Genomic DNA, 19366 nt, shown 5'->3' on the forward strand with positions numbered 1-19366 from the left:
TCCAAACTGATTATACCAGAATCTCCCCGGTTATGTTCGTGATTTCACGCACGAACCCCTGCGGTTTCCATCCAAACGGGCCGGAGCGGTCTCTCACCGCAGCCCGGCCCGGATGATCAGCGCCCCGTCAACCACGTCGATGCCCGTCAGCCTGAGCGGCTGGACCATGGGGCTGACGTCGATGTCGAGGTACCCGTCCGCCACCATCTGCGCCACGGCGCCGAGCGGCACGGGGAACTCCCGCACCTGCATCAGCGACGGCTCGAAGCGCAGCTTCCCGTCGGGCAGCACGGCGAACCCCCCTGCGATCTCCAGCGGCACCTCATCGAAGACGCCTGAGAGCAGGAAGAGGTCGTCGTCGTCATCCAGTTCTACGTGCAGGCCTGCCAGCTCCGGATAGCCGGTGAGCACCTCGTTGAGGCTGTCGGCCGTGACCGTCACCACAGCGCTCGGCGGGAAGAGGGAGAAGCGCACGTCGTCGGGCTCGAGGCCCCCGGTGCCGATCCCCTGCAGCGCCAGGCCCAGAGCCTCCAGCACCGGCATGGCGCTCGCCTGCCAGTCGGCCTCCACCGCCGCCAGCTCCTCCTCCACCGCGGCCCGCTGCTCGCCCAGCCCGGCGAGGATCGCCTCTCGCTCGGCGATGGCGGCCTCCAGCTCGGCCACCCGGGCCAGCTGTGTCTCCCGCAGCCGCTCCGCCTCTGCCTGCAGCTCGGCCAGCCGCAGCGCCTCCTCGGACACCCTGGCCTGGGTCGTCATGAGCTCCCTGGCCCTGCGGGCGTCGTAGGCCATGACCTGCTCCAGCGCGTCCAGGCGCCAGAGCAGGTCCGGCAGCGACTTGGCGCTGAAGAGGAGGATCCAGAACCCCCGGTTGCCCTGCTCCCGGTAGTACTGCAGCCGCCGGCCGTACTGCTCCTTGAGGCGGGCCAGGTCGGCCTGCAGGCGGTCCAGCTCGGTCCGGGCCTGCTCCTCCCGGGCGGCGGCCTCGCCGAGCTGCACCTCCAGGTCGGCCAGGGCCGTCCGAGCCTCCTCCAGGCGGCGGTTGAGCAGGAACAGCTCCTGGAGAACCGCCTCCCGGTCGGGCTCCGCAGCCCGGGCGGCGGGGGCGCCCAGCCGCAGGGAGGCGGCCAGCACGGCGACGATGCAGCACACCCCCACCGTGCGCAACCACCTCATGCGACCCCTCCTCTCGCCGGCGGCCATTCTCGCCTTCCCCGCTTAAATACCACGGCCCGTCGGAACACTCCTGCACCCCGCGGGCGCTCCCCGCTCGGACCGGGGCGCGCCGTGTCTGATTGGAGGCCGGGGCTCCCTGCGCAGGTTATCAACAGCGAAGATATACATGACTAGAACTGGTCATATCGAATCTGAGCATGAGGTTGAAGGTAAGTGGAGGCGGAAACCGAACTACTCCCACAATAGGCAGCGGGCGTGCCCCGGACGGACTGCAGGCCGATGCGTCCCGCCGCCGGGCGCGGGCCCGCGGCGACGGCCCGACTGGGGCGCCGGCCGGTGACGGCACGCGGTGATGCCCCGCTTCCGTAAGATCACTACGCCCCTCCCCACACATCGGTTCACTCCCACGCATCGCGAGGTGGCTCAGATGCACAACCCGCCCAAGCCCCTGATCCTCGCCATCAACCCCGGTGCGACGTCGACGAAGATCGGCCTCCACGACGGCGACCGGTGGCGCCTGCGCCAGGTCATCCCCCACTCCGCCGCGGACCTGGCCGGGTTCGAGAGCGTGATCGACCAGTACCCCTACCGGCTCGAACTCGTCCGCCGGGCGCTGGCCGAGAACGGCGTGGCGCCGGAGTCGCTCACCGCGGTCGTGGCCCGGGGCGGCCTCCCCAAGCCCGGCCCCGGCGGCACGTACGCGGTCAACGAGGCGATGCTGGACGACCTCAGGGCCTGCCGGTACGGCATACACGTCTCCAACCTCGCCCCCATCATCGCCTACGACATCGCCAGGCCCCTGGGAATCCCCTGCTTCACCGTCGACCCGGTGACCACCGACGAGCTCTGGCCCCTGGCCCGGATCTCGGGCATGCCGGACCTGGAGCGGTCGAACCTGTCGCACGCCCTGAACATGAAGGCCGTCGCCCGCCGGGTGGCCCGTGAGCTGGCGCGCCCGTACGACGAGCTGAACCTGATCACGGTCCACCTGGGCACCGGCATCTCGGTGGCCGCCCACCACAAGGGCCGCATGGTGGACGTCGTCAGCGGCAACGAGGAGGGCCCCTTCTCGCCGGACCGGCCCGGCACCCTGCCCGCCTGGTCGCTGGTGAAGCTCTGCTACTCCGGCAAGTACACCTTCGCCGAGATGAAGCGCCTGATGAACGGCGAGGGCGGCCTCTCCGCCTACCTGGGCACGAAGGACGTGCGCGCCGTCGAGGAGCGCATCCGGGCCGGCGACGAGCACGCCCGGCTGGTGCTGGACGCGATGTGCTACCAGGTGGCCAAGTACACCGGGGCCATGGCCTGCGCCCTGGGCGGCTGCGTGGACCGGATCATCATCACCGGCGGCATCGCCCACTCTGATTACGTGGTCTCCCGCATCCGCGAGCGCATCGCCTTCCTGGCCCCGGTTGCGGTGCTGCCGGGCGAGGAGGAGCTGGAGGCGCTGGTGGAGGGCGCCCTGCGGGTGCTGCGCGGCGAGGAGACGGCCAGGGTCTACGGCGCACAGGAGGTGGAGTCCAGTGCCGTGGGCTGACTTCGACGCGATGCTGGCCGACGCGGTGCGCCAGCCGACCCGCACGGTGGCGGTGGCCTCGGCAGCCGATCAGGACGTGCTGATCGCGGTCCGCGACGCCCTGGCGCTGGGGCTCTGCCGGGCGATCCTGGTGGGGCCGGGTGCGGAGATCGCCGCGGCGGCCGATGCGGTGGGCCTGGACCTCTCCGCCGTCGAGGTGGTGGAGGCGGCAGACCCGAAGGCGGCGGCCCTGGAGGCGGCCCGCCTCTGCGACGCCGGCCGGGCCCAGGTGCTGATGAAGGGCCAGGTCTCCTCGGGCGACTTCCTGAAGGCCCTGCTCAGCCCTGACCTGAAGCTGAAGCGCGCCCCGCTGCTCAGCCACCTGGCCTGCCTGGAGGTGCCCAGCCTCGGCCGCCTGCTCTTCGTCACGGACGGCGGGATGGTCCCCTACCCCGACCTCGACCAGAAGGTGAAGATCCTGAACAACGCCCTGGAGGCCCTGCACCGGCTGGGCTGGTCGCTGCCCAAGGTGGCGGTGGTCGGCGCCGTGGAAACGGTGAACCCGCAGATGCCGCCCACCGTGGACGCCGCCCTGATCGCCAAGATGGCCGAGCGCGGGCAGATCAGGGGCGCCCTGGTGGACGGCCCGCTGGCCTTCGACGGCGCCGTCAGCCCCGAGTCGTGCAGGCACAAGGGCATCGGCGGGCCGGTGGCGGGCGAGGCCGACCTGATCCTCGTGCCGACGATCGAGGTGGGCAACGTACTGGCCAAGTCGCTGATCTACTGCGCCGGCGCCACGATGGCCGGGGTCGTGCTGGGCGCGGCGGTGCCCGTCGTGCTGGTCTCCCGGTCGGACACGCCCCGGGCAAAGCTGGCCTCGCTGGCCATGGCGATGCTGAGCGCCCCATGAGGCTGCGTAGGAGACATTGCCGCCCCCGTCCTCGAGTGAGGTCGGGGGCGGCTCGCTGTTGCAGGCACGCTACTCCGTCAGCGCCGCCAGGCATTCCAGCAGCGCCCGGTGCAGGTCGGCGGGCGGACGGTGGCGCTGCCAGACGGCGCAGATCGGTCGGGTGATGCGCAGCCCCTCCAGGCGCACGCAGGCAAACTCGCCGGGGGACAGGGCCGAGAGCGAGACAAAGGCGTCGCCGACGCCGGACCGGAGGGCGGTCTTGAGCGCCTCCGGGCTGCCCACCTCCGCCACGACGTTCAGGTCCTCCGGGCCGATCCCCCGCTCGCCCAGGGCGTGCAGCACGGTGGCCCGCGTGGCCGAACCGGCCTCCCGCATGACCAGCGGGACCTGCCGCAGCTGCCCGGGCGGAAGCGGGTCGGGCAGCGAGACCCCCGGCCGCAGGGCCAGCACGATCTCGTCGACGCCCACCTGCTCGCTCTCCAGCCAGGGGTCGTCCACCTCCTGGCCGACGAGACCCAGGTCCGCCCGGCCCTCCCGGACCCATCCCAGCACCGCCTCGGTGTTGGCGATGCGCACGCGCACCTCCGCCTCGGGGTGGTCGGCGCGGAACCGGGCCAGCGCACGGGGCAGCAGGCTCTCACCGGGGAGGGTCGAGGCCGCGACCTCCACGACAACCTTCGCGCGGGGGCGCAGCGCCGCCATGGCGGCCTCCATCTCGTTCACCGCGCCCAGGATGCGCTCGGCGTGCGGGAGCAGCGCCTCGCCGGCCGGGGTCAGCGCCACCTGCCGGGTGCTCCGCACGAAGAGGGGCAGGCCGAACCGCTCCTCCAGGTGCTTGATGTGCTGGCTGACCGCGGGCCGGGTCAGCCCGGCCAGCTCGGCCGCACGGGTGAAGCTGCCCTCCCGGGCCACCAGCTGGAAGAGACGGAGGGACTCGATCATGCCCGCACCCCCGAACCGTTTTGATGTGGAGCAGCGGCTACTCCTTCGACCGCCGGAGCATCATCTCCTCTTGCTTCAGGCCTGAACCACGTCGGGGAGCCTCGGGGCCAGCTCCGTCAGTGTCCTGTGCGCCCCCGCCCGTCCAGGCCGGCCAGCACCGGCTCCTTCCCGTGCTCCTCCTCCCAGATCCGGTCGGCCAGCGCCCCCCACTCCGAGGCGTAGCCCGCCAGCTTGGCGGCGAACTGGTCGACGGTCTCGTCGGCGGTGAGCTGCGTCGGGTGGGCCCCCGACTCCCAGACCATGTCGCGCAGCATCTGGGGATGGTCGATGATCGGGCACGGCCGGCGCAGGTTCTCCGAGAAGGGCTGCCGCCTCTGGTACGCCTTGAACAGCGGGTTCTGCAGGGCCTCGGCCAGCGAGACGTCGTGGATGTTGCAGGTGGCGTAGTGGGCGAAGGCACACGGCTCCACCTCGCCCGCGGCGTTGATGTGGAAGTACTTCCGCCCGCCGGCAATGCAGCCCACCGCGGCCTCGCCGTCGTTCCAGAAGTCCACCAGGAAGATCGGCTTGGTGCGCCGGAACTCCCGGATGCGGTCGAACATGTAGGCCCGCTGCTCCGGCGTGGCCATCAGCTCCAGGTCCACATCCCGCCCGATGGGGATGTAGGTGAAGTACCAGCCGAAGGCGGCGCCCCGGTCCACCATCAGGTCGATGAACGCGTCGCTGGCGACCTCCTCGGTGTTCTTCCGGGTGTAGGTGGCGGAGAAGCCGTAGATCAGCCCCTCGCTGCGGAGGGTGTCCATGGCGTCCAGGACCTTCCGGAAGACCCCCTTGCCGCGCCGGGCGTCGGTGGTCTCCTCCAGCCCCTCGATGCTGAGGGCGAAGACCATGTTGCCCCGCTCGGCGGCCCGCCGGGCGAACTCCCGCGTGATCAGGGTGCCGTTGGTGTAGATGTGGAACATCTGCTCTGGGTGGCGCCGGGCGAGCTCCAGCAGATCGTCCTGGCGCACCATCGGCTCCCCGCCGGAGATGACGAAGAAGTTGATGCCCAGTTCGCCGGCCTCCCGGCAGATGCGGTCCATGGTCTCCAGGCTGAGCTCGTGGCGCAGCTGGTAGTCGCCCGCCCAGCAGCCCGTGCAGCGCAGGTTGCACTTCTCCGTGGGGTCCATCAGGATGGCCCAGGGCACCTTGACGCCCAGCCGCTTCTCGGCCTCGCGCTGGCGGGGGATGCCGAGCAGGCTGCAGTTCAGGAAGAAGTTGACCGCGGTGCGCTCCCGCACCACGGGGCCGGTCTCCGTGAGCAGGCGCATGCCCAGCCGGTACCAGTTGCCGTCCTTGTCGGCGAGGAACCGCTGCACCTTGCGGGCGATCTCGCGGTGGCTCTCCAGCGGGGCGTGGTCCGCCACCCAGCCGGCCATGCGCGGCAGGTTCTCCTCCGGATTGCGCATCACCATTCCCACGACGCGCTGCAGCACCTGCTGTCCCAGATGCGTCTCTGCCAGGTTCATGCTCTTTCCTCCCTCCTGTACAGCAGTGAAATGGTTGCTCTCCGCAAGGAACCACTACAGCAGCTCAGCCTCGAACTCGGCCTCCTCCCGGGCCACGAGCTCCTCCAGGTGTGCGAGGAACTCCTCCGTGACCGCGTCGGCCTCCGCGGCCGTCGCCCGGCCGCCGAGGTCCAGCGCGGCGACCACGGTGTCAGCCATGAGGTCGGCCATCGCCTCGTCCGGCAGCGCCACCTGCGCCGGCGTCCACGAGGCCATCATCAAGAACCCGAGGAAAACGGAGCGCACAAGGAAGGCCTGCGCGTGCGGCGAGAGGTCGGACCGGGCCATGTTCCGCTGGCTGAGGTACTCCAGGAGGACCTCGAAGAGCTCCTTCCGCTCGGGGTGCCGGCCCTGTTCCCGCACCAGCTTCCCCACCACCTCCACGTCACGGGTGAAGGCCGCCCGCATCAGCGGGTGGCGGGAGAGCCCCAGGGCGGCCTGCCGGAACAGGCGGCGCAGGGTGGGCCGCTCGGACGATGCGCGCACGCTGCTGAGGAAGGCGCGGGCCAGCCTGTACTGCTCCCGCCGCAGCAGGGCGCTGAACAGCTCGTCCCGCGTCTTCCAGTGAAGGTACAGGGTCCCCTTCGCCACCCCCGCCTGCCGCGCCAGGTCGTCGAGGGTGGTCTTGTCGTACCCGTACCGCCGCACCAGCTCTGCCGCTGCATCGAGGATCCGATGGGCCCGCTCCGCCCGCCGGAGCTGTTTTGCCGTCCGGTCCGCCATCTCGCCCGAGGCCTCCGCCCTGCATGATTTTGACCAAATAAGCTAATCTGGTCATATGCTCAAGATCACCATATCTCTGTCGGTATCGCTGGACAAGGCGCACGGTGGCGCCGTTTCTGCCCGCACCGAACGGACCCGGTCGGTGCGCCCATGGTAGCAGCCCGGGCCCGTTGCATGGCGAATAGGTGGCGGGTGTGCTTTGGTCGCTCAGACCGCAGAGCCCGTCGACCGGCCGCCAGGGTCATGCCTGCAGCCTGAGCAGGCCCGCTCCCACAGGAAGGGAGCGGGCCTGCTGCATGTCTGTGATGGAAGCCCCAATCCGATCCGGCCGCGGGCGGCCGGCTACAGCCCGATCTTCACACGGGTGGCGTAGAAGACCACCCGGCCGGCCAGTTCGCCCAGGGCCACCAGGGCGACCAGGGCACCGGCGAACTGGGGCAGCGACGCAGCCTTCTTCTGCATCACCCGCTGCCAGGCCAGCGGCATGCAGATGCCTGCGCCCAGCACCAGGCAGAGGATCTGGCCCCAGTAGAGCGCCGACCACTGGCCGGTCATCAGCGCCGCAGTCGCCTGCGCCTCGGGGCCGGCGGTGCCCAGGTAGGCGCCGTGCAGGGCGAGCGCGGCCACCTGCAGCCCCAGCATCGCCGCAGCGCCGATCACGAGGCCGCCGAGACCACGGGGCTCCTCCTCGCCCTTGCGGACGCACTGCCCGGCGAAGACCGCGGCCGTGCCGACGAGGCCCGCAGTGGCAAAGAAGACCAGCGTCGTGCTCACGTGCTCCCAGGCCGGGAAGGCCGACGAGCGGTAGATCATCGACATCACGTAGATCAGTCCCAGACCCAGCAGGCTCGTCAGCGCCGCCCAGCCGTTGCGGGTCTGCACGCTGCCCACGGCGCCCCGCTCCAGCAGCACGCTGCCGATGCCCGCCGCGCCGAACAGGGCGGTCAGCAGGATCTCGCGGCTCAGCCAGGAGGTGCCGAGGTTCGACATCGTCTTCAGGGCGTTGGCCGGGTAGCCCAGGTGCGTGACCGAGGCGATCACGCCGGCGACGCCCAGGGCCAGCGCCAGGTGGAGGAAGCGCATCCGCGCCCCCGTCGACTCCTCATTCCAGAGCACGATGCGGCTCACCACGTAGATGCCCACCGCCGACTGCAGGCAGAGCGTATAGAGAATCAGCGACCAGTCGTGCATGTTCACTTGCGATTCCCTCCAATCGGCGAGCTAATGGCCCCGGTCGGCGGGTTGACGAGCAGCGAAGGCGTGGTGCGGTTCGGGTCGGCCAGCCCCTTGACGTGGGCCGTCCCCTCATGCTTCGCCCTGAGCTCGGCGATGTCGCCGAAGTCGATGAGCTGGTACGGGCAGGCGTCCACGCAAACCGGACGCAGGCCGGCCTGGACCCTGTCGATGCAGCCGTCGCACTTGTGCACCTTGCCGACCTCGGGGTTGTACTGGGGGGCATCGTAAGGGCACGCCCAGACGCAGCTCTGGCAGCCGACGCAGTCGGCCGCGTTGTGCAGCACCAGGCCGTCCTCGGTGCGCTTGTACATCGCCCCGGTGGGGCAGGCCTTCACACAGGCCGGATTGGCGCAGTGGTTGCAGCTGATCGAGAGCCAGTAGGAGGTCACGTTGCTGATCCAGGCCTCGCCCCGCTTCACCCAGCCGCCGTCCTCGTAGTTGTTCACCTTCCGGAACAGCTGGCCAACGGCAAGGTCAGACCGGTCCTTGCAGGCGATCTGGCAGGTCTTGCAGCCCACACAGTACTTCGCGTCGATGAAAAACCCGTATTGCATTTCGGCTCACCTCCTCAGAGCTTGGCCACCTGGACCAGGTTGGTGTGCTGCGGGTTGCCCTTGGCGCCCGGGGTCGGGTGGTATTTGGTGACCGTGTTGATGCAGCCGCGCACGTCGACCCCGCTGCCGTTGGGCGTGTACCAGGCGCCCTGGGGCAGGTCGGCCACGCCGGGCATGATCGCCTTGGAGACCCGGCAGCGGACGTGGATCTCGCCCCGGTCGTTCCAGACCCGCACCATGTCGCCGTCCTTGATGCCCCGCTCGGCGGCGTCGAGCTCGTTGAGGGTGATCATCTGCGGCTCGACTTCCTCCAGCCAGGGGTTGTTGTCGTGGGTGGAGTGGACGCGCCGCTTCACGTGGTGGCCCACCAGCTGGATCGGGTACTTCTCCCGCAGCGGGTCCTGGGGGCCCTCCCACGACGGAATGTACTTCGGAATCGGCGGGAGCTCGTCGGCGTTGCCCCGCTGCGCGGCCAGCTCGGCCAGCTGCTCGGAGTAGATCTCGATCTTGCCGGAGGGCGTGCTCAGCGGGTTCTTCTCGGGGTCGGCGACGAAGCTGGCCAGGCCGATGATCGGCTCCACCTCCGTGCCGCGGACGATGGGATCCTTCAGCAGCTGCTCCCAGGTCGGGAAGCCGGGGTTCTTGGCAACGACGGCGGCGATGGCCTCGCGGCACCAGTCCTCCCAGGTCTTGCCCTCGGTGAACTTGTCGCCGATACCCAGCTTCTCGGCCACGCCGGCGCAGACCTCGTAGTTGGTCTTCACGTCAAACAGCGGCGTAATGGCCGGCACGCCCAGGTAGTAGCGGTCGCCCATGACGTTGGTGGAGCCCCGGCCCAGGTGGAGCCGCTCGTAGCTGGTGGCGTCGGGCAGCAGCACGTCGGCGTAGCGGGCCGACGGGGTCATCATCACGTCGTGGACCACGATGAACTCGCAGAGCGACTCATCCTGCAGGATGCGGTGGGTGTCGCGGGTGTCGGAGTGCTGGTTGATCAGCGTGTTGCCGCCGTAGTTCCAGATGAACTTGATATTGGACTCCAGCCGGTCGACGCCGCGCAGGCCGTCCTTGGCCGTGAGCTCGGTCCCGCGCACGATCGCCTCGGTCCACATGAAGACGGGGATCGACGCCTTCACCGGGTTGGTGCCGGCGGGGATGCTGGGGCTCGGGGCGTTCTTCCGGCCGTCGCGCAGGCCGGTACCGCCGCCCTTGACGCCGATGTTGCCGGTCATGGCCGCCAGCACCGGCAGGCCGCGCACGGGCTGCTCGCCGTAGGCGTGCCGCTGCCAGCCCAGGTTCTGGATCAGGGCGCAGGGCTTGGTGAGGGCGATCTCCCGCGCCAGCCGCACGATGGTCTCGCGCGGGACGCCGGTGATGGCCTCGGCCCACTCGGGGGTCTTGGGCACGCCGTCGGCCTCGCCCAGCACGTAGCTCTTGTAGCTGGACTTGGGCGGGGCGCTGGGCGGCAGGTGCTCGTCGTCGAAGCCGATGCAGTACTTGTCCAGGAAGGCCTGGTCGTGCAGGTTCTCGGTGATCATGACGTAGGCCAGGGCGTCCATGAGGGCGTTGTCCGTCGTCGGGCGGATGGGGATCCACTCGTCGGCGATGGCCTTGGCCGTGTCGGAGAGGCGCGGGTCGACCACGATGATCTTCGCCCCGGCCTTCTTGGCCTGCATCTGCCAGTAAAACTCGTTGCCGCCGCCCGGCTGGGTCTCGCCGGCGTTGTTGGCGAAGAGCACGATCAGGCGGGAGTTGACGAGGTCGTCGCTGGAGTTGTAGGGGGTGCCGCCGTAAGTATACGGCGCAGCCCAGCTGTAGCAGGCTGAGGAGTACGTGCCGTAGTAGTTCAGGTAGCCGCCCAGCATGTTCAGGAGGCGCGGAATCGACGTGCGGGTCGTGCCGTCCGTGCCCGAGGCGTAGTGGTTGTAGACGGCGTGGTTGCCGTAGGTCTTGATGATCCGGTCCAGGTTCTCCGCGATCAGCGTGTAGGCCTCGTCCCAGGTGATGGGCTCGAACTTGCCCTCGCCCCGCTTGCCCACCCGCTTCATGGGCTGCTTCAGCCGGTCAGGGCTGTAGACGAACTGCCGGGTGGCGCGGCCGCGCTGGCAGGCGCGCATCGCGGGGAAGCCGGGCCGGTCCTCCTGGTCGGTGTCCACCCGGATGATCACGTCGTCCTTCACGTGCAGCTTCAGCGCGCAGGAGTAGCCGCCGCAGTTGACGGTACACTGCTGCCACACGACCTTGTCGGGCACGGGCGTCCCCGCGGCCTCGGCGGTGCCTTCCAGCACCTTGAGCCCGCCCTTCGCCATCGACGCACCGCCGATGGCCGCCCCGGCGCCAACCACCGCCGACCACTTCAGGAAACTCCGGCGGGAGACTTCAGGCAGCTTCACATTGACCCCTCTCTTTCACATGGCGTAGTGGATCCTAGATGGACTGCTCCGACAGTGCCATGTCGGCCCGCAGGAGCCCCAGGGTCAGCCGGGCCAGCCCGGCGTAGAACCCCGTCTGCCCGGCCGCCTCCACCTTCTCCGCGAACTGGTGGACCCACCGGAGAAGATGCTCCTCCAGGCACTCCCGCTGGCCCGCCAGCAGCGCCTCTGCACCGGCGTCGTCCCCGGCCTCGAGCCGGTCCGCCGTGCGCCGGGAGAGCTCGCTGAGGAACTGGAGCTGCACCCCGATGTGATCGTCCGTCACGCCCACCGCCCGCTCGGCCGCAAGGCCGAATCTGGCGTACAGCGCCCTGACCCGGAGGGTCTCCTCACCCATGAGCGTCCGCTCCCGGTCCAGGTAGACCGACTGCCACGGCGGCGCCGCCGCCGGCCCCAGCGTGCCGAAAAGGCGCCAGAACTCCTCCCGGACGGCCGCGGCGCTGATCTCGGGCAGGGAACCCGCCAGGAACGCCAGTCCGCGCTCCACGTCGGCCTGCCCCCTTCCCAGCGGCCACTCGGCCACGAAGTCCGGGTGACGCATCACAGCCAGCCGTGCGTCATCTGGTGGATCGAGGTAGAGCCCGGCCAACAGCGCGTAAACCTCGGCCCGAACCTTGCAGTACAGCAGCAGGTCGGTTCTGCCCGACATCACCTTCCCTCCTCTACAGCGCGCCGCCAGCATTGTGACGGCAATAACATGGGTTGCCTTTCATTATGCAAGCGGGGCGGAAAGCACGGTACGCACATCGGGACAGACCTCCGGGGGCGAATCGGGACTGCTGGATACTTTGGATATCGTAAGGTCTGGAACTGATATCCCTCGACGGTCCGTATAGCACGAACCTTGTCGCACCCGGGGCGGCAACGGGGCTGCAAGGCTGGCATTCCGGCAGCTGAAGCAGGTCTAGTCCTTTCGGCCCAGCCCGCTCTGCCGCGCGCCACCGGCCGGGCCTGTCAAGCAGCGCGGCCGGACCTGCCGCCGCCGGACATCACCCGATCGGGTGGTTTCGCCATGGTGCAATCGGCTACGCCCGATCAGGATCGGGGTGCCTTGGGAACGAGGGCGCGCGCCGGGGATGGACAGCAACCAGCCGACGGCCCGGGGCGCTGAGCGCGCAAGCACAGCGCAACGGGTCCGCGCCCGGATGCGCGAACCCGTTGCTCAGATCCTCTCTTATTATCCAGTTTCGCCTACCGGAACCGCGCCTCCAGCCGGGCGATGATGGCGTCGACCATCTCGTTGGTGGTGCTGCGGCCGCCCAGGTCGGGTGTCCGCACGCGGCCCTCCTCCAGCACGTCCTCCACCGCGGTCATCACGGCCTCGCCCAGGTCCTGGCGGCCCAGGTGGTCCAGCATCATGCTGGACGACCAGATCTGGCCGACCGGGTTGGCGATTCCCTTGCCGGCGATGTCCGGCGCGGAGCCGTGGACCGGCTCGAACATCGACGGGTACTTCCGCTCGGGGTTGATGTTGGCCGAGGGCGCCATGCCGATGGAGCCCATCACCGCGCCGCCCAGGTCGGTGAGGATGTCGCCGAACAGGTTGGAGGCCACCACCACGTCGTACACGTCGGGCTTGAGCACGAAGTTGGCCGCCAGGGCGTCGATGTGGGTGAGCCAGCGCTCCACCTCGGGGAACTCCGTCTCGCCGATCTGGTTGAAGACCTCGTCCCAGAAGGGCATCGCCCAGTTGATGCCGTTGGACTTGGTCGCGCCGCAGAGCCGCTTGCGGGGGGCCTTCGCCGCCAGCCGGTAGGCGTAGCGGATGACCCGCTCCGTGCCCAGCCGGGTGAACACGGTGTTCTGGACGACCACCTCATGCGGGAAGCCCGTGTGCAGCCGCCCGCCCATGCTGGAGTACTCGCCCTCGGTGTTCTCCCGGATGACGACGAAGTTCACGTCCCCGGGGTTGCGGCCCCGCAAGGGGCTGGTGACGCCCCGCAGGATGCGCACCGGGCGCATGTTCACGTACTGCTCGAACCCCCGCCGGATCGGCAGCAGCAGCCCCCAGAGCGAGACGTGGTCGGGCACGCCCGGGTAGCCCACCGCACCCAGCATGATGGTCTCGAAGCTGCGCAGGGTGCTCAGGAAGTCCTTGGGGGCCATCTCGCCGTGCTGCGTGTAGTAGGCGCAGCCCCACGGGAACTCGGTGTACGCAAACTTGATGCCGCCGTCGAGTTCGGCGAGCCTGTCGAGCAGCCGCCGTGCCGCCTGCACCGTCTCGATCCCGATACCGTCCCCCGGGATGACCGCAACCGATACCGTCTGCATGCGAGGATCCCTCCTAGGTCTTACACCGGAGATGGGAGGCTCCACCACCATTCAAACGTGTATCGGGCGCGGCGCGCAACGGCCTAACGCCAGAATGCTCCGAAATGGCACGTTGGTACCGGCGGCCGGTCACGGCCCCCGCCGTTGTAACGCCCCCGAACCGTCGCCCCAGAGCCCCCGCCCCGCCTCACGGGCCTCCCGCTCCAGCGTAACGAAGCGGTCGGCGTACTTCACGTTGGGCGGGACCGTCATGACCTGAGCGTAGCCCTCCCGCACCAGGGTCTCATTGAACATCTCGTCGCCCAGCCACAGGTAGGCCAGCAGCCTGCCGTAGCGATCCCGCTCCTCCGCGTCCAGCTCGAGGCTCACCTCGGCGCCGGTCAGCCGCTCCTTCGCAAAGGCCGATGCCTCCTCGCCGTAGTGTTCGACGCTGCCGTGGACCTCCGGCGTGTCCACGCCGATCAGCCGCACCCGCTCCCTCCGGCCGTCCAGCTCCACGTCCACGGTGTCGCCGTCCACCACCCGGAGGACCTTGGCCGGAAGCCTGCCGGACACGGGGGCCGTCTCCCCCGCACCGGGCGCCTGCGTCGGCGCCGGCTCGTCTCTGGCCGAACCAGGCGTCGTCTCCTGCACGCCGGGTATCGGCCCCGGCGCATGCCCATCTCCGCCGGTGAACCGCGCGACGGCCGCCCCCGCCAGGAGCACCGCCGCCAGCAACTGCCATCCCCTGGGGCTCTTCCCTCGCCGGGCTCGTTTCATCCCGTCCCTGTTCCTCCATACTGTGCTGCATCGTCTGGCCCCGCCCCACTCCCGGGCAGGACCGGGTTTCGTCGGCAGGTCCCGCCCCGCTCCCGGTCGAGACCAAGCCTCGCCGTCAGGCGCTGCCACGCACCCGGCCGAGACCAAGCTTCGCCGTCAGGTGCCGCCACGCTTCCGGGCAGGACCGGGTTGCGTCGACGAGTCCCGCCCCGCTCCCGGGGGGGACCGCCTTTCGCCGTCAGGCCGCTCCCTGTGCTCGGGCAGGGCCACGTTTCAGTGTACGGGCCGCGGGCCGCACCGTAAACCCGCCGAACCCCCTGCCGGTGCCCCTCATAAGATACAGGAGTCCTGTCGCAAGGGCGCGGACCATCTGACGCAAGCAGGGGGACTTACCTGTGGCCAGACCACTCCTGGTGACAGAAGGGGCGGGAACGACCCTTCCCGTGGAGATCCGGCCGGGGCTGGCGGTGGGCGCCGGTCGGCCCGTGGTGATCGCCGGCCCCTGTTCCGTGGAATCACCCGAGCAGATACAGGAAGCGGCCGAGGTCGTGCGAAGGGCGGGGGCGAGCCTGCTGCGGGGCGGCGCCTTCAAGCCGCGCACCTCCCCCTACTCCTTTCAGGGGCTGGGCGAGGCCGGGCTGCGGATGCTGGCCGAGGCAGGGGAGCGGACCGGGCTTCCGGTGGTGACCGAGGTGATGGACCCGAGCGAGATCGAGGTGGTCGCGCGGTACGCCGACGTGCTCCAGGTCGGGGCCCGGAATATGCAGAACTTCCGCCTGCTGACGGCGCTGGGCCGGATCGACAAGCCGGTGCTCCTGAAGCGCGGCCCGGGGGCCACGCTGGAGGAGTGGCTGTACGCGGCCGAGTACGTGGCCAAGGGCGGCAACGGCCGCATCATCCTGTGCGAACGGGGCATCCGGACCTTCGAGACCCACACCCGCTACACCCTCGACCTGGCCTCGGCGGTGGCCGCCAAGCAGCTCACGCACCTGCCGGTCATCGCCGACCCCAGCCACGGCTGCGGACGCCGCGAGCTGGTAGCCCCGATGGCCAGGGCGGCGCTGGCGGCCGGGCTGGACGGGGTGATGCTGGAGGTCCACCCGGACCCGACGCAGGCGCTGAGCGACGCCGCCCAGGCGCTGACGCCCGCGGACTTCCAGCGGCTCATGGTCGAGCTGGGGCTGGCGCCCGCGCGCGCTGCGGCCGACAGCCCCTGAGCACAGGGGCTGCCGGCCATGGCCTGGCGGGCAACTAGCGGGTCTCCTCAAGCAGCTGAATCAGGTCCAGCGACTGCAGTTCGGCCAGCGTCCGGCGGAAGAGGGCCATCGCCCGGTCTGTCCGGTCAGGCAGGTCCGCGGCGCTGCCGACGAAGAGCAGGTCGCGCACCTCGGCGTACACATCGGTCGGCAGGTCCTGGCTGAGGTAGCGCAGGCCGAAGGTGTGGCGCCACGGTGCGTAGCGGCTGCGCAGGCAGTGGACGAGCCTCGGGATCACGAGTCCGTTGTAGAACCCGAGCGCATCCACCTCCCGCCCGCGCAGCACCTCCTTGCGCACGAAGGGGGCGAACAGGTCGAGGAAGGCGGCGTCGGCCTCGAGGCGGGCCCGGATCCGCTCGGCCACCGGAGCAGGGTCGGTGGGCTCCTGGCGCACCCATCCGGTCTTATCGAAGTAGACGAGCGCCCTGCCGTGCATCTCGGGTTCCAGGAACCGGTTCGTGGTGGAGGCCTGCAGCACGCAGAGGTCGACGAGCAGGTAGGGGCTGGTGCCCTGGAGGCGGTAGAACGCCTGCCAGTGCCCGTGCCACGTCGGCTGGGGCAGGACGTGCCGCTGCACGATCGGGGCGATGCGCTGCAGCGCCCGCTCGACCGCAGCGTGACTGTCCTCCACGTGACCGTCCTCGACCAGGAGCATCAGGTCGAGGTCGCTGAGGTCGTCGGCCCGGCCGAAGGCTGCGGAGCCCTGCTCCCACAGCCCCAGGATGTGCGGATGCGGCTCGGTCTCTGCGATGATCGCCTGTAGAATGCGGGATCGGTCGGACTCGGACATGGGTACGCCACCTTCCGTAGAGTATCGCTCACGTGGACACGCTCCCGGTGTCCTGGTGAGTGTGGGTTTCTAGACCTTCGCCCGCAAGGGCTGAGATGCCTGCCATCTGCGTTCATTCCGGCGGGGAAGCCACGGTGACGCCTGGCGACTGCTGGTCTGCCTACCTAACCGGCACCAATTGACCCTTTTCCCGGTTCACCAACCGGGGTCCCTACCGCGCCGGTTTCACCGCCTCGATGGTGGCGGAGAACACCTGGCCAGCCAGGCTGCTGTCCAGCCCCCACTGCTCCAGAAGCTGCCCGCTCGCCCTTGGCGTGACGGCGATCTGCTCAAACCCGGCCGCTGCAAGCATGGCCTTCACCTCGTCCACGGTGGCGGCCCCGGCCACGCACCCGGCGTACAGGGCCACGTCGGCCTGGACCTCCGGCGGCAGCGGTGCGGCGGTCACCACGTCGGAGATCGCCAGCCGGCCGCCCGGGCGCAGCACCCGGAAGGCCTCGCGGAAGACCTGCTCCTTCTCGGGTGAAAGGTTGATGACGCAGTTGGAGATGATCACGTCCACGCTCTGATCGGCAACCGGCAGGTGCTCGATCTCGCCCAGGCGGAACTCCACGTTGCGGAAGCCACCGGCCACCGCGTTCCGGCGCGCCCGCTCCAGCATCTCCGGCGTCATGTCAACGCCGATCACCCGGCCGTTCTCCCCCACCTGCCGGGCGGCCAGGAAGCAGTCGAATCCCGCACCCGAGCCCAGGTCCAACACCGTCTCCCCCGGCTTCAGGTTCGCGATGACGTGCGGGTTCCCGCAGCCGAGGCCGAGGTTGGCACCCTCCGGTGCGGCGTCCAGGTCCGAATCCGAATAGCCCAGGACGTGGCTCAACTCGACGATCGACGCGGAGCCTCCGCAGCACCCTTCCGCAGTGCCGCAGCAACCCGAAGGGGCACCAAGCCCGTCGGTCCCCGCCGGGGCCGCGCCTCCCCCTTCAGCCTGTCTGGCCCGCTCACCGTACCGCTTCCGGACCAGCGCGCGGATCGAATCAGCATCCACCGATCGGCACCTCCCATATGGTTGTTGATGACAACGTTGTCGTAGTCATCATAGTCGTGTGGGGATGCTGTTGTCAATAGCAACTTTATCGGGATGCTGCCCACCCGATGTGGGGGGTGGCTTCGGTCGTGGACACGCATGAAACCGGCGACCGCACGCTGATGCGGCCGCCGGTACGGCATCAACAGTCTGTCACATGTGCACGGCCAGCGCCGGCCAGTGCCTGCGCCTCAGCGCGTGCCCCACGTTAAAGGCAACGGCTGCGCTCAGCAGCAGCTCCGGCTCGCCGAAAGCTCCTCTTCCAACGCCCGTTCCAGAAGGCGGAGTGCATGCACCACGCCCTCCCGCTCCTCCGGCGGGATGCGCTGCAGCACCCGCTCGGAGAGCAGGTCAAGGTTGGCGTTGACCTCCCGGCAGAGCGCCCGGCCCGCGTCGGTCATGTCGATGACGACGGCGCGCCGGTCGGATGCGCTGGGGGTCTTCACCAACAGCCCCTCGCGGACGAGCGCGTCGACTGAGCGGCTGATCCAGCCCTTGTCCAGGCCAAGCCCGCGCGCAAGCTCGGCCTGCGTCACCGGGCCGGTCCGGTCAAGCTGGGTCAGGATCGTGCACTGGGCGAGCGTCGCGCCGCCGCAGCAGAGGTCGCCCTGTCTCTGCAGATGCTCGTGGAGCGTGGCCACCCGCCGTAGCAGGCCGGCGGCGGTCTGGGTGGTCACACGTGCCAACCCCCTGATCGCATAGCGGTTTCAAGGCCATCATATCGAGGTACAGGGTAGTTGTCAAACTCAACTACGACTCTCGCCGCCCCCCCACCCGGGGGTGGATGCGCCCGTACCGGCTACACCCGCTCGATCAGCGTGGCGATCCCCTGCCCCACCCCGATGCACATCGTGGCCAGGCCGTACCGGCCGCCCCTGCGCCGCAGCTCGTGGGCCAGGGTGGTGAGGATGCGGGCGCCGCTGCAGCCCAGCGGGTGGCCGAGCGCGATGGCCCCGCCGTTGACATTGACCCGCTCGGGATCGAGGCCCAGCTCCCGGATGCAGGCCAGCGTCTGGCTGGCGAAGGCCTCGTTCAGCTCCACCAGGTCCAGGTCCGCCACGGTGAGGCCGGTGCGGGTCAGGAGCTTGCGCACGGCGGGAACTGGCCCGATGCCCATGCAGGTGGGGTCGACGCCCGCCACCGCGGCGGCCACGACCCGGGCCAGCGGTGCGGCGCCCAGGCGTGCGGCCGCCCGCTCCGAGGCGATCAGCAGCGCGGCGGCGCCGTCGTTGATACCCGAGGAGTTGCCGGCAGTCACGGTACCGCCGGGCTTGAAGGCCGGCGGCAGCCGCCCGAGCTGCTCCAGGGTCACGTTGGGGCGGGGGTGCTCGTCGGCCGTCACCTGCACCGGCTTTCCCCCCGGTCCGGGCGCCGCCACCGGGACCAGCTCTGCGGCGAAGCGGCCCGCGGCGATGGCCCGTCCCGCCCGCTGCTGGCTGCGGAGGGCGTACCGGTCCTGCTCCTCCCGGCTGATGCCGAACCGCGCGGCCACCACCTCGGCCGTCTCCCCCATGCTGAGGTCGTACCCCCGCTCCCGCATGAACGGGTGGACGAACCGCCAGCCCAGGGTGGTGTCGTAGATCTGCGCGGTGCGGGCAAAGGGCGCCTCCGCCTTGGGCAGCACCAGCGGCGCACGGGTCATCGACTCGACGCCGCCGGCGATGAACAGCTCGCCCTCGCCGGCCCAGACCGCCCGGGCCGCCTGGTTCACCGCCTCCAGGCCCGATCCGCACAGCCGGTTGACCGTGACGCCCGCCACGGTGATGGGCAGCCCTGCGATCAGGGCGGCCATGCGGGCCACGTTCCGGTTGTCCTCGCCCGCCTGGTTGGCGCAGCCCAGGTAGACGTCCTCGATCTCGGCCGGATCCACCGCCGGCTGCCGGGCCAGGAGGCCGCGGATCGCCGCCGCCGCCAGGTCGTCGGGCCGCACCGACGCCAGTGCGCCGCCATACCTGCCGATGGGCGTGCGCACGGCGTCCAGGATCAGCGCCTCGCTCCTCATCGCCTCACCTCCGCCAATCACGCTTTATCGACTATTCTTTATTAGCGGCATCCGGCGGAGATCCTCGTCCTGCTCCGGTGATCGAGTAGACCGTAGGGTCGCCCTACGGCCTCTCACAACACCGGACATGCGGGTCACGCATCCGGCGTTTCGTCAAGCACTCCGAGTCGATTC

General features: G+C 69.9%; 17 protein-coding genes. 3 read left to right on the forward strand and 14 right to left on the reverse strand.

Going from position 1 to position 19366, the window contains the following annotated elements:
* Positions 1-93: 93 nt before the first annotated feature.
* Complete coding sequence (locus J2Z79_RS10530) at positions 94-1173, reverse strand: coiled-coil domain-containing protein (RefSeq protein WP_209466838.1); 1080 nt, start codon at positions 1171-1173, stop codon at positions 94-96.
* 427 nt (positions 1174-1600) lie between these two features.
* Between J2Z79_RS10530 and buk the strand changes: the two genes are divergently transcribed.
* Together buk and J2Z79_RS10540 are read left to right on the forward strand one after the other, a co-directional pair.
* On the forward strand, positions 1601-2710 hold the full coding sequence (gene buk / locus J2Z79_RS10535; RefSeq protein WP_209466839.1) for a butyrate kinase: 1110 nt from the start codon (positions 1601-1603) through the stop codon (positions 2708-2710).
* A complete protein-coding gene (locus J2Z79_RS10540; protein ID WP_342589465.1) occupies positions 2697-3599 on the forward strand; it encodes a bifunctional enoyl-CoA hydratase/phosphate acetyltransferase in 903 nt (300 codons plus the stop codon). The genes buk and J2Z79_RS10540 overlap by 14 nt, the downstream gene beginning before the upstream one ends.
* A 69-nt stretch (positions 3600-3668) precedes the next feature.
* Here J2Z79_RS10540 and J2Z79_RS10545 read toward each other — a convergent pair whose 3' ends face one another.
* The 9 genes from J2Z79_RS10545 to J2Z79_RS10585 all read right to left on the reverse strand — a co-directional run bounded on the left by J2Z79_RS10545 (position 3669) and on the right by J2Z79_RS10585 (position 14060).
* The gene (locus J2Z79_RS10545) at positions 3669-4541 is read right to left on the reverse strand and encodes a LysR family transcriptional regulator (protein WP_209466840.1); all 873 of its coding nucleotides are present in this window, start codon (positions 4539-4541) and stop codon (positions 3669-3671) included.
* Between the two features lie 116 nt (positions 4542-4657).
* Entirely contained in the window at positions 4658-6049 is a 1392-nt protein-coding gene (locus J2Z79_RS10550) for a radical SAM/SPASM domain-containing protein (RefSeq protein ID WP_245302579.1), read from the reverse strand.
* Between the two features lie 54 nt (positions 6050-6103).
* Positions 6104-6811 (reverse strand): TetR/AcrR family transcriptional regulator, encoded by a 708-nt coding sequence (locus tag J2Z79_RS10555; protein WP_209466841.1) that lies wholly within the window; start codon positions 6809-6811, stop codon positions 6104-6106.
* 342 nt (positions 6812-7153) lie between these two features.
* Positions 7154-8002 carry a dimethyl sulfoxide reductase anchor subunit family protein gene (locus tag J2Z79_RS10560; RefSeq protein WP_245302598.1) on the reverse strand — a complete coding sequence of 283 codons (849 nt, stop codon included), beginning with the start codon at positions 8000-8002 and terminating at the stop codon, positions 7154-7156.
* A 2-nt stretch (positions 8003-8004) separates the two neighbouring features.
* A complete protein-coding gene (locus J2Z79_RS10565) occupies positions 8005-8601 on the reverse strand; it encodes a DMSO/selenate family reductase complex B subunit (RefSeq protein ID WP_209466843.1) in 597 nt (198 codons plus the stop codon).
* 14 nt (positions 8602-8615) lie between these two features.
* Complete coding sequence (locus J2Z79_RS10570) at positions 8616-10991, reverse strand: DMSO/selenate family reductase complex A subunit (RefSeq protein WP_209466844.1); 2376 nt, start codon at positions 10989-10991, stop codon at positions 8616-8618.
* A 34-nt stretch (positions 10992-11025) separates the two neighbouring features.
* On the reverse strand, positions 11026-11679 hold the full coding sequence (locus tag J2Z79_RS10575; protein WP_209466845.1) for a TorD/DmsD family molecular chaperone: 654 nt from the start codon (positions 11677-11679) through the stop codon (positions 11026-11028).
* A 542-nt stretch (positions 11680-12221) separates the two neighbouring features.
* On the reverse strand, positions 12222-13301 hold the full coding sequence (locus J2Z79_RS10580) for a tartrate dehydrogenase (RefSeq protein ID WP_209466846.1): 1080 nt from the start codon (positions 13299-13301) through the stop codon (positions 12222-12224).
* A 129-nt stretch (positions 13302-13430) separates the two neighbouring features.
* On the reverse strand, positions 13431-14060 hold the full coding sequence (locus J2Z79_RS10585; RefSeq protein WP_209466847.1) for a thermonuclease family protein: 630 nt from the start codon (positions 14058-14060) through the stop codon (positions 13431-13433).
* 395 nt (positions 14061-14455) lie between these two features.
* Here J2Z79_RS10585 and aroF point away from each other — a divergent pair, with 395 nt between their 5' ends.
* A complete protein-coding gene (gene aroF, locus J2Z79_RS10590; RefSeq protein WP_209466848.1) occupies positions 14456-15277 on the forward strand; it encodes a 3-deoxy-7-phosphoheptulonate synthase in 822 nt (273 codons plus the stop codon).
* Between the two features lie 34 nt (positions 15278-15311).
* Here aroF and J2Z79_RS10595 read toward each other — a convergent pair whose 3' ends face one another.
* The 4 genes from J2Z79_RS10595 to J2Z79_RS10610 form a co-directional block, all read right to left on the reverse strand.
* A complete protein-coding gene (locus J2Z79_RS10595; RefSeq protein WP_209466849.1) occupies positions 15312-16106 on the reverse strand; it encodes a hypothetical protein in 795 nt (264 codons plus the stop codon).
* 211 nt (positions 16107-16317) lie between these two features.
* The gene (locus J2Z79_RS10600) at positions 16318-17151 is read right to left on the reverse strand and encodes an arsenite methyltransferase (protein WP_209466850.1); all 834 of its coding nucleotides are present in this window, start codon (positions 17149-17151) and stop codon (positions 16318-16320) included.
* 266 nt (positions 17152-17417) lie between these two features.
* On the reverse strand, positions 17418-17867 hold the full coding sequence (locus J2Z79_RS10605; RefSeq protein WP_209466851.1) for a MarR family winged helix-turn-helix transcriptional regulator: 450 nt from the start codon (positions 17865-17867) through the stop codon (positions 17418-17420).
* Between the two features lie 122 nt (positions 17868-17989).
* Positions 17990-19192 (reverse strand): 3-oxoadipyl-CoA thiolase, encoded by a 1203-nt coding sequence (locus J2Z79_RS10610; protein ID WP_209466852.1) that lies wholly within the window; start codon positions 19190-19192, stop codon positions 17990-17992.
* Between the last annotated feature and the right edge of the window lie 174 nt (positions 19193-19366).

The sequence above is a fragment of the Symbiobacterium terraclitae genome (assembly GCF_017874315.1).
Classification (GTDB): Bacteria; Bacillota; Sulfobacillia; order Symbiobacteriales; family Symbiobacteriaceae; genus Symbiobacterium; species Symbiobacterium terraclitae.

What these genes read in the sequence shown, in the direction of transcription:
- buk (WP_209466839.1), top strand. Translation starts at nt 1,601, where the DNA reads ATGCACAACCCGCCCAAGCCCCTGATCCTCGCCATCAACCCCGGTGCG.
- J2Z79_RS10530 (WP_209466838.1), bottom strand. Translation starts at nt 1,173, where the DNA reads ATGAGGTGGTTGCGCACGGTGGGGGTGTGCTGCATCGTCGCCGTGCTG.
- J2Z79_RS10580 (WP_209466846.1), bottom strand. Translation starts at nt 13,301, where the DNA reads ATGCAGACGGTATCGGTTGCGGTCATCCCGGGGGACGGTATCGGGATC.
- J2Z79_RS10545 (WP_209466840.1), bottom strand. Translation starts at nt 4,541, where the DNA reads ATGATCGAGTCCCTCCGTCTCTTCCAGCTGGTGGCCCGGGAGGGCAGC.
- J2Z79_RS10585 (WP_209466847.1), bottom strand. Translation starts at nt 14,060, where the DNA reads ATGAAACGAGCCCGGCGAGGGAAGAGCCCCAGGGGATGGCAGTTGCTG.
- J2Z79_RS10555 (WP_209466841.1), bottom strand. Translation starts at nt 6,811, where the DNA reads ATGGCGGACCGGACGGCAAAACAGCTCCGGCGGGCGGAGCGGGCCCAT.
- J2Z79_RS10565 (WP_209466843.1), bottom strand. Translation starts at nt 8,601, where the DNA reads ATGCAATACGGGTTTTTCATCGACGCGAAGTACTGTGTGGGCTGCAAG.
- J2Z79_RS10595 (WP_209466849.1), bottom strand. Translation starts at nt 16,106, where the DNA reads ATGTCCGAGTCCGACCGATCCCGCATTCTACAGGCGATCATCGCAGAG.
- J2Z79_RS10550 (WP_245302579.1), bottom strand. Translation starts at nt 6,049, where the DNA reads ATGAACCTGGCAGAGACGCATCTGGGACAGCAGGTGCTGCAGCGCGTC.
- J2Z79_RS10575 (WP_209466845.1), bottom strand. Translation starts at nt 11,679, where the DNA reads ATGTCGGGCAGAACCGACCTGCTGCTGTACTGCAAGGTTCGGGCCGAG.
- J2Z79_RS10560 (WP_245302598.1), bottom strand. Translation starts at nt 8,002, where the DNA reads ATGCACGACTGGTCGCTGATTCTCTATACGCTCTGCCTGCAGTCGGCG.
- J2Z79_RS10610 (WP_209466852.1), bottom strand. Translation starts at nt 19,192, where the DNA reads ATGAGGAGCGAGGCGCTGATCCTGGACGCCGTGCGCACGCCCATCGGC.